This is a genomic window from Rhodopseudomonas sp. B29, from assembly GCF_000333455.1.
Classification (GTDB): Bacteria; Pseudomonadota; Alphaproteobacteria; order Rhizobiales; family Xanthobacteraceae; genus Rhodopseudomonas.
This window is the reverse complement of record NZ_BADD01000766.1, coordinates 1-9,811: the sequence shown is the minus strand read 5'-3', so window position 1 is coordinate 9,811 and position 9,811 is coordinate 1. Positions and strand designations below refer to the sequence as shown.

The 9,811-nt window shown below is 63.0% G+C and carries 8 protein-coding genes; 5 read left to right on the top strand and 3 right to left on the bottom strand.

From position 1 onward, the window contains the following. A partial coding sequence (locus I5M_RS27600) for a ShlB/FhaC/HecB family hemolysin secretion/activation protein (RefSeq protein ID WP_022724356.1) occupies positions 1 to 1,597 on the top strand: 1,597 nt, incomplete at its 5' end. A 388-nt stretch (positions 1,598 to 1,985) separates the two neighbouring features. Continuing rightward, complete coding sequence (locus I5M_RS27595; RefSeq protein ID WP_022724355.1) at positions 1,986 to 3,305, top strand: chloride channel protein; 1,320 nt, start codon at positions 1,986 to 1,988, stop codon at positions 3,303 to 3,305. Between the two features lie 6 nt (positions 3,306 to 3,311). On the opposite strand, the gene I5M_RS27590 is transcribed toward I5M_RS27595, so the two are convergent. From I5M_RS27590 to I5M_RS27575, 3 genes are all read right to left on the bottom strand, one after another. Then, positions 3,312 to 4,022, bottom strand: coding sequence for a DUF3750 domain-containing protein (locus tag I5M_RS27590; protein WP_040771935.1), 711 nt, complete (start codon positions 4,020 to 4,022; stop codon positions 3,312 to 3,314). Positions 4,023 to 4,346: 324 nt separating this feature from the next. After that, positions 4,347 to 5,078, bottom strand: a complete 732-nt coding sequence (locus tag I5M_RS27580; protein ID WP_022724352.1) for a DUF72 domain-containing protein — start codon at positions 5,076 to 5,078, stop codon at positions 4,347 to 4,349. Positions 5,079 to 5,087: 9 nt separating this feature from the next. Beyond that, the gene (locus I5M_RS27575; RefSeq protein ID WP_022724351.1) at positions 5,088 to 6,260 is read right to left on the bottom strand and encodes a zinc-dependent alcohol dehydrogenase; all 1,173 of its coding nucleotides are present in this window, start codon (positions 6,258 to 6,260) and stop codon (positions 5,088 to 5,090) included. 115 nt (positions 6,261 to 6,375) lie between these two features. On the opposite strand from I5M_RS27575, the gene I5M_RS27570 reads away from it, so the two are divergent. From I5M_RS27570 to I5M_RS34330, 3 genes are all read left to right on the top strand, one after another. Further along, entirely contained in the window at positions 6,376 to 7,161 is a 786-nt protein-coding gene (locus I5M_RS27570; protein WP_022724350.1) for an SDR family oxidoreductase, read from the top strand. Between the two features lie 333 nt (positions 7,162 to 7,494). After that, positions 7,495 to 8,295 carry a Crp/Fnr family transcriptional regulator gene (locus tag I5M_RS27565; protein WP_022724349.1) on the top strand — a complete coding sequence of 267 codons (801 nt, stop codon included), beginning with the start codon at positions 7,495 to 7,497 and terminating at the stop codon, positions 8,293 to 8,295. A gap of 403 nt (positions 8,296 to 8,698) precedes the next feature. After that, positions 8,699 to 9,763, top strand: coding sequence for a sensor histidine kinase (locus I5M_RS34330; protein WP_083909702.1), 1,065 nt, complete (start codon positions 8,699 to 8,701; stop codon positions 9,761 to 9,763). The last annotated feature ends 48 nt before the right edge of the window (positions 9,764 to 9,811 follow it).

Here is a 9,811-nt window from a genome sequence, read left to right as displayed (position 1 = left end):
CGGCATCACACTCATCGGCGCCAAGGAGAGTGTGCTGACCCGCGGTCGCCGCGGCATACGCATTGGCGCAATCGGTGATATCTCGCGCGCTGCACTAGAGCGGGCGCTTGCCCCTTTCCTCGGCCAGCCGCTGTCACGCAAGCGGGTCAGTGACATCCAAGCGGCGATCGCCGAGGTCTATCGCGAGACGGGCTATCCCTTCGTCTCTGTCACCCTGCCGCCGCAGGAGGTCACCAGCGGTGTGCTAACCCTGCGGGTGGTGGAGTTCCGCACAGGATCGGTGAAGGTCTCTGGTGCGGAGGTGGGCATGGAGGCCGACCTGATGCGCCGGGTACGCACCGCGCCGGGCCAACGGATCGCGGCCGATGCGCTGGATGAGGATCTGGCCTGGCTGAACCGCTATCCCTATCATTCGGTCTCCGGCGTGTTCGCGCCCGGCCATGATGTAGGCCTGAGCAACCTCACCTTGGAAGTGACCCAGCAGAAGCCGTGGCAGATGTTCGCGGGCTGGTCCAACACCGGCACCCATGCCACCGGCTTTGACCGCTACTTCGCGGGCTTCGGCGCCGCCTTACTCGGGGTGCCGGAGAGCTACCTGTCTTATCAGGTCACCGGCAGCCCAAATTTCTGGACCGATCCTGGTCGCGTCGGCAGCGGGGCCGAGCAGCCCAACTATTATAGCCAGGCGGCGCGCCTCGTCCTGTCCACCGGCGAGCGGCAGAGCATCGAAATCGCGCCCAACTATGTGGCCACCCGCCAGAACGGAAGCCCAAACTCTTTCGCCTTCAACAATAAGACCCTGGAAATCCCAGTCTATTATCGCACCGCGATCTCCAACCTCGTGCCCGGTCTCTATGCCGGTGATCTGATCCTGGGCGCCACGGGCAAGACCGTCTCCCGCAGCAGCTATTTCACCGGCGTAGACATCGGCGGAGCAAATGCGGACTTGTTCGAGATGTTCGCCGGTTGGTCGGTCTCGCGCGCAGATGCCTATGGCAACACCAGTCTGGATGTAAAACTGGTGGTCAATCCCGGCGGCATGATCGGTGGCAACAACGCGGCGCAATGGAGCGCCTATAGCGGTGGCCGCGTCAACGATGTCCGATATGTCTATGGGGTGGCGGACGTCAATCGGGTCACGCGCTTGCCCGCGGGCTTAAGTTGGGTGAGCGACCTCAGCGTTCTCGCCTCCGGCCAGCCGCTTCCGAACACCGAGCAGATGAATCTGGGCGGCCTATACGCCACGCGCGGCTATACGCTGGACGATGCGACGGCGGACACCGGGCTCGTGTGGCGCAACGAGCTGCGCACCCCTACCTTCCCCCTCCTGTCCAAACTCGGGATTAAGGGGGTGAGCGACCAGCTTTCCCCCTACGGCTTCTTCGACCTGGGCTGGGGTCGGAGCTATGCCTATCAGGGGATTCTCGGCACAGTGCCGCGCAACGATTATTCCCTCGCCGGTGTCGGCCTCGGCGTGGACTACACGCTGAACCGCAATGTCACCGCCACGCTGGTGGGCGGCTTCGCCCTGAACGACGCCATCTACACCAAAGCCGGAGACTTCAACATCAAGGCCCGGGTGTACGTGAGCTACTGAAGCCCTAGAATTATTGGAGACCTGGGCTGTCACTGAAGACCATTAGTGCCCTCGCCTTGGCGGTGGGGCTCTGCGGCGATTGTTGGAGCATCATGAGCGGTGACGAGGCGGCCAGGCGTCAACCGATGCATCATCACATCAGCGCAGGCGGAATGCGGTTTGCCGATATGAGGTCGACGACAACTGAATTTCGTCGCTCAGCCAAGCCTTGAGATCAGAAAGCCGCTCGCTATTCCAAATTGCTGCAACATTGCTGTGGTCTCGATGACATTGGCGGCGCAGACCAAAGCGTGCTCCGTTTGAACCTCACGACCTGAGGTGGCGGTTTTGACATTGTCGATTCGCGGCCTAGGTTGTTCCCATCAATAAAGGCGCTGAAGACCTGCACATGAGACAACTGCTGTCGCCTCGCCGGCGTCGTTCGATCCGCGTGACATCGGCGCGTTGGCGGCAAAGAGGCATCTTCCTCCTAGGCGGCATAGCCGTCGGCGCTGCAGCGGTCGTGCTGGCGTTCCTCGCCGATTGGGCCCAGATCGCCTTCTCTGCCGCCCTGGCTCAGTCCCGTTACATTTCATTGTTGATCACGCCGCTCGGTTTCGCCGTCTCGGTCTGGCTGACCCAACGTTACTTTCCCAACTCGCAAGGCAGTGGCATCCCACAGGCGATCGCAGCACGGCAGCTCAACGATCAAGCTGCACGGGGGCGCCTGGTGTCGATCCGCATCGCAATCGGCAAGGTGTTGCTGACGCTGCTCGGACTGTTGTGTGGCGGCTCGATCGGCCGCGAAGGCCCCACCGTGCAGGTCGGCGCTTCGATCATGTTCGCGATCGGCCGGTTGTCGCCGCGCCGCCAGCCGGGCCTGATTCTAGCCGGCGCGTCGGCCGGCGTCGCGGCCGCATTCAACACACCTCTGGCCGGCATCGTGTTCGGCATCGAGGAAATGAGCCGGTCGTTCGAGACCCGCACCAGCGCGCTGATCATCGCGGCGGTGATCGCCGCCGGCCTCACCTCGCTGGCGCTGGTCGGCAACTACGATTACTTCGGTCACAGCGAGTCGACGCTGCACAGCGGCAGCGATTGGCTGGCTGTCCCTCTCTGCGGCATCGCCGGCGGCCTGGCCGGCGGCCTGTTCAGCCGCATCGTGATCGAAACTGCCCGCGGGTGGCCTATCCGCCTTGGTCGCTTGCCGAAGATCTATCCGATCGCCTTCGCGGCCGCCTGCGGCCTCGGCGCCGCCGTTTGCGGTCTGCTCTCCGGCGACACGGTGTACGGCACCGGCTACTCGCAGGTGAAGACGGCTCTCGAGGCCGGGCACGCCCTCCCGTGGGACTTCGGCCTGCTCAAGCTCGCCGCGACGACGCTGTCGGCGATCAGCGGCATCCCGGGCGGAATCTTCGCGCCGTCCTTGGCGGTCGGCGCCGGCATCGGGAGCAACGTGGCGCAATTGCTTCCGACCGCACCGATCGGCGCGATCCTGCTGCTCGGCATGGTGTCGTATTTCGCCGGCGTGGTTCGCGCACCAATCACGGCCTTCGTCATCGTCACGGAGATGACCGATAACCACGCCATGGTGGTGCCGCTGATGGCAGCGGCGATGATCGCCCACGCGACCTCGGGTCTGATCTGCCCCGAAGGCATCTACCACGCTTTGGCGCGCGGCTTCCTGAGGCCGAAGGAAGACGCCAAGTCCACCGCGGCGCGATCGTGAGAGTGCCTAAACTGCGCTGACGCCGATGCGGCCGAGCCCCGGGAGCTTGATGGCCGGGCGTCGCAGATCGACCCCGATCACCGCCCCGAAGATGTTGACTTCGATGCCCTCGATCCAGCCGAGCGTCAGCCCCAGATAGCCGCCGAGCGTGGCGCGAATGCCGGTGCCGGAGCCGGTCGGGCCGATCCAGTCGCCGTTCCACGGGTAGTCCTTGCCGATCGCGGTCGGCGGCAGCGTGGTGCTTAGTTCCGGCACCGCGGCGAGAACCGCTGCGACGAAGGTGTTGGAATTCGGTCCCGGCCAGGCTCGGTAATCGCCGTAGGCGTTGAGCTTGTATCCTTTGATCGCCGCTTGGATCTTCGGGATCATCTCGGCGGCTTCAGCGCCATCGGCGCTGGCGATCAGTTGCGGAAGATCGCCGAACCAGCGGCCATCGGCGGCGAACCCGTTGACGCGGATCGGCTCGCCCCATGCCGTGTAGTCGTAGCGCGTGTAGCGTGAGGCGTCGGCCGGCTTGACGACGATCCAGCTGTGCACGGCGAATATGCCGCGCCAACGCACCGTGCGCGCGGCGAATACGCGCACCACAGCTTCAGGATGAGCAGCTGCCGGCGGCAGCAATCCGGCACTCGAGCGGTCGGCCATCTGCCAATCGACGCTGCGGTCGCCCAGCCAGTATCGCCCGGCCGATATCGCGATCGGGCCGAACAAAAGCATCAACAGGATCAGCAAGGTTCGTCTCACGGGAGTGTGCGGCACAGGAACGTGCCGCACATATAGGAACGCGCGCGGCATTCGCCAGAGCGCGGCGCAGAGTTCCACCGCTCTCCTACTTACGAGAAGCGACGAAGCGAGGTGGCGTGCGCAGGAACTGGAGCGCGACATGCTGATTGTTGCAGCATGTCTGATAATCTTCATTCCAAGCGAACCGGCAACGAGCCCGCCCCGCTGCTGCTCATCGCCGTCGCGATCGTTCCGCTGCTTGCCGTCCTGGCGTGGTATTTCGGCGTGTTCGGCTGAGACCAAGCGCGATCCGGCTGATTACTCCTCCAGCATCCGCGCGAGCCTCAAAGCATCGAGCGGCGCGGCGCTCTTCTGGTCGTTGTCGAAATACACATAGACGTCGACCCCCTGCCGCCGCCAGCCTTTGATCCTGGCGGCCCATTCGCGCAGGGCCTTGCCGGGGTAATGGCTGTGGTAGCGCCCACTGGGGCCATGCCCGCGAACATAAACGAAGTCCGCGGTGCGCTTCCATGGCGCTGGCGCGTCATGATGGTCGGACAGGCACAACGAGATGCCGGACTTGCGCAGAAGCCGCAGGATAGCAGGGCTGTACCAGCTCGGGTGACGAAATTCGAAGCTGTAGCGCCGCTTGGACGCGAGCATTCCAACAAACGACTGCAGCCGGTCTTCATCCGCCGCGAACTGCGGCGGGAGTTGAAACAGAATCGGACCGGCCTTATCGCCGAGCAGGCCGAGCCGATCCTCCAGGAGTTCGAGACTGTTGGCGGATTTATCCGACAGCCGCTTCCAATGGGTGATGAACTTCGACGCCTTCCAGGCAAACACGAAGTCTTTGCCGGTCTGCTCACGCCATCCCCTCACCGCTTCCGGCGTCGGCGTACGATAGAACACGCCGTTGAGTTCAGCGGTGGGAAACTGGCTGGCATAATATTGCAGCTGGCGCTTGAGCGGCAGGCCATCCGGAAAGAACGGGCCGCGCCAGGATGCGTAGTGCCATCCCGACGTGCCTATCAACACACGCCCGACCATCGCGCGCCTTCAGGACGGCTTCATCACCACCTTGATGCAGCCGTCCTGCTTGTCGCGGAAGGTCTTGTAGAGCTCCGGCCCCTCTTCCAGAGTCGCCCGATGCGTGATGACGAAAGATGGATCGATTTCCCCCTTCTCGATGCGGCCGAGCAGTTGCGGCAGATAATGCTGCACCGGCGTCTGGGCCATCCGGAAGGTGAGCCCGCGATTGATCGCGGAGCCCATCGGAATCTTATCCAGGAAGCCGCCATAGACGCCGACGATCGAAACCGTTCCGAAGTTACGGCAGCAATGGATCGCCTGGCGCAGCACGTGCGGTCTGTCGGTGCCCATGAAGGTCGCCATCTTGACCCGGTCGACCACAGCGTCGAACCCGGACAGGGTCGCCGCCTCGGTACCAACCGCATCAATGCAGGCGTCGGCGCCGCGCCCGTTGGTCAGGTCCTGGATCTTGTCGTAAATATCGATGTCCATGAAATCCAGCACCAGGGCGCCGGCCTGCCTCGCCATCTCCATGCGCTCCGGCACTGTGTCGATCGCAATCACCCGCTCGGCACCAAGCAGAAACGCACTCTTGATCGCCATCTGGCCGACTGGACCGCAGCCCCAGATCGCGACGGTCTCGCCGCCTTTGAGATTGCAGAAATCCGCCGCCATGAAGCCGGTCGGAAAGATGTCGGAGAGAAACAGGACCTGCTCGTCGGTGAGATGATCGGGAACCTTGATGGGACCGACGTCGGCGTAAGGCACGCGCAGATACTCGGCCTGACCGCCTGAATATCCACCGAGCATGTGCGAATAGCCGAACAGTCCAGCCGGCGAATGTCCCCACATCTTCTCGGCGACCTTGGCGTTCGGATTGGAGCGTTCGCAGCCCGAATAGAAGCCTCGCTGGCAGAAGAAACATTCGCCGCAGGAAATGGTGAACGGCACCACGACACGATCGCCGACCTTGAGCTTCTTGTTATCAGCGCCGACTTCAACGACCTCGCCCATCGTCTCGTGGCCGAGAACGTCGCCGCTCTCCATGGTCGGCATAATGCCGTCCATCAGATGCAGATCGGAGCCGCAGATCGCACAGGCCGTCACTTTGATGATCGCGTCGCGGCCGTGCTCGATCTTCGGATCTGGCACGCTCTCACAGCGAATGTCGTTCTTGCCGTGCCAGGTCAGCGCTTTCATCACGATCTCCAGATTGCGTCGGTTCGCCTGACAAACCTCCCGACACGTCGTTGTTCCTGTGGAACAGCAGAACGTAGCGTCGGTTGACCACCGAACACACCAGCGGAGATCACGCATGGCCACAGACCGTCGCTTAGCTGTCGTCACCGGCGCCTCGACCGGGATCGGACTCGAACTCGCGCGCTGCTGCGCCGAAGACGGCTTTGATCTTTTGATTGCGGCCGACGAGGCGACCATCGACACCGCCGCGACAGAACTACGCGCGCACGGTGTCGCTGTAGAAGCTGTGCAGGCCGATCTGTCCACCGAACAAGGGGTCGACCGGCTGTGCGCGGCCGTGAACGGACGCCGCGTCGATGCCCTGCTCGCCAATGCCGGACGCGGTCTCGGCCACGGCTTCCTCGATCAGGACTTTCACGAAGCGCGCCGTGTCGTCGACACCAATGTGGTCGGCACCATCTATCTGATCCACCGGATCGGCAATGACATGCGGCGGCGCAACGCCGGCCGCATTCTGATTACCGGCTCGATCGCCGGCTTCATTCCCGGAAGTTTTCAGGCCGTCTATAACGGCACCAAAGCGTTTCTGAACTCGTTCTCTTTCGCGCTGCGCGAAGAGCTAAAGGACACCGAGGTCACCATCACCTGCCTGATGCCCGGCGCCACCGACACCGAATTCTTCCGCCGCGCCGACATGATGGACACGGCTGTCGGCACCGCCAAGAAGGACTATGCTTCACAAGTGGCCCGCATCGGCTTCGACGCAATGATAAGCGGCGAAGGCGATGTCGTCGCGGGTTGGCACAACAAGCTGCAGACCAGTGTCGCGAACGTCACGCCGTCCGGCACTTTGGCGAGCCAACACCGCAAGATGGCGGAGCCCGGCAGCGCAAGACGGTAGGCTCACTGAACCGGAGGCTCCGTTTCGTCGAGAACAGTAAGGCCTCCGCGATGGGACGTGGCAGGATTTGTCAAGTCGAATTGACACCGGTCCCGCGCTCAGCGGCGGCAATCAATTGAGAGCGGCTGCACAGTTCTCAGCTGTTTATTCTCACGCGTGCAGCGATCGACCAGGATTGGAGCGATAACTGACGGAACGTCATGCGATAACGGGAGGCCATCGTTGCCGGCGCTTATCTCAGGTTAATGCAACGACGCTCTCGATCGGCAACCGTGCGGGTGTCGATCAGTCGTGATCGTCAACTAACCACGATGATGGAGAAGTAAATCGAGGATGGAGATCGGACGCCCCTATTCCCGCCTGATCCATCGGCTCGAAGCCTGTAGGCCGCTTCTTCCTGAAGATCGGCAACATATCGCCGACCTTCCCCTCACGGTCGCCAATTTCGGCGCCGGTCAGGAAATCGTTCGTCAAGACGATGCGCCGACCCGCTGCACCGTGGTGCTGAGCGGCATTCTCAGCGCCCACAAGCGCGTTGACCGTGCTCAGAGGCAGATAACGTCGTTCTTTCTGCCCGGTGATATTGCCGACCTGTCTGCACTGTATCTTCCTGCCCTTGACTACGGAGTGACGGCGGTCGGCTCTGCCGTGGTCGCGTTTGTGCCACACAATGCCCTGCAGTCGGCGATGGATCGCGCGCCGACACTAACTGAGGCGGTTTGGCGCCAATCGCTGATTCAGGCCGCGACATTCAGGGAATGGCTCGCCACGATAGGACGGCGCGATGCATTGTCCCGGGTTGCGCATCTGGTTTGTGAAATCGCGGTGCGGCTTCAAGCCGTCGGCCTAGCCCGCGACCTCCGGTTTTCGATTCCCTGGACCCAGACCGATATTGCAGACGCATGCGGCATTTCGAACGTTCATGCCAATCGCGTGGTGCAGAAGTTGCGGCGCCGAGGGCTTGTCGAGTGGAACACCCAGGGCATCAGCATCCTGGATTGGAGCGGGCTCGTCGCGGTCGGCGGCTTCTCGGCCGAGTATTTAGCACTTGCGCCATCGCTTTCCCTCGCCCCTGTCGGCAAGCCGATAGAGATGCGGCTACGTGATGCCGGCCAAGCGACGCCGCCGGCGTGAGCCGCGTATTTAGCCGACGCTCCATATCCTATGCAAAAGCGGACGCCGACCTTCGCGCGCATAATAATCCTATGCAGACTTGCTCCTCATTACGCCCTTCGGCGGGCTCCGAAGCCCGATCGGAGCCGCTGACGATTCCGGCTTCGCCGGGCGCCCGCGCAGATGATGATGGACGACGCCGAGAGGACCGGGAAAGCGACCCTTTGGGTTCCAAGGAGATTCGGCGGTGGGTCGAGAGCACTGCACTACGCCCTCCAACCTGAGTGCCGGCCACATCTTCCGTCTCGAAGATGACGTCGAAGCGGCCCAAGCGGACGCGTCTGTGCGATTTAAACCCTGGCACCGCCGGATTGTCCTATGGTCGGGGCCCCACCGGGCAAGGCAGCGAGCTATGGACTGATCCGTGACCGCCAACGACGACAGCCAATCCGGCGAAGACCGAGGTGCTCCCGCGTCTCTGATCGTTGCGGTCGCAGCGTCCCCCGCGGCGCGTGACAGCCTCGACCGGTTGCTCGCTAACTTTTCGCTGCAGCCGGATCAGGCGGTGATCGTACTTGCCGACGGGTGCGACGGTACCGAGGAGCAGGCTCTTCGGCAGAAATTGCAGCGACTTTCGCACAACGTGAAGGAGCCTCGAGACCAAGCTTTGATTGAGGGCGGCGCGGTCTATTTGTGCACCGCCGGAAAGATCACCACCGTCGACCAGGGAAAATTCCGCGTCCGCCGCGGGGATCCGCCACCGGAACGTAGAGCCGTCGACAGTCTTCTGGTCTCTCTCGCGGAAACGAGCACCGGTGCTCACGTCGACGGCGAATTGCCTGCCAGAATTGCCCGGGCCGAGCAGTCGCAGCTGACGCAACTTGCCGAACTACGGCATCGCGTCCGCAATATGCTGGGCGTGATCCGTTCGATCGCGCGGCGCTCTGCCCGCACCAGTGAGACCGTCGAGGAATACGCAGCTCATCTCGACGGCCGCCTCACCGCCTACGCGCGCACCCAGGCCATGTTGACCCGTGGTCCGGCCGGCGGCGTCGATCTCGAATATGTGGTGGTCGAAGAACTCGCCGCCTGCAGCGCGAATGAGGACCGGCAGGTCGTCGTCACCGGCCCTTCAATCCGGCTGCAGCCCAAAGCTGCCGAAGTTTTTGTGCTCGCGATACATGAGCTCGCCACCAACGCCGTCAAATACGGCTCGTTGAGCGAGCCGAGGGGCCAAGTATCCGTCTCGTGGGAGATCGAGCCGAGCTCACCGCAGCTTCTGTCATTGGTCTGGCGAGAGCGCGGGGGGCCGCCGGTGAAGCCGCCGCAGCGCCAAGGCTTCGGCACGGAATTCTTGGAGCGGACTCTCGCGTTTGAGTTCGGCGCCAAGACCACGCTGACTTTCGACCCCCTCGGAGTGACCTGCAGTATCGTCGTTCCGTTCAGCGCAAAGCTCGTGCAATCGTCGGTGGCCGAGGATCANCAATGAAAGACGGGCGCTCCGAGGCCGAGATGATCAGGGCGGTGCTGCGCCGTT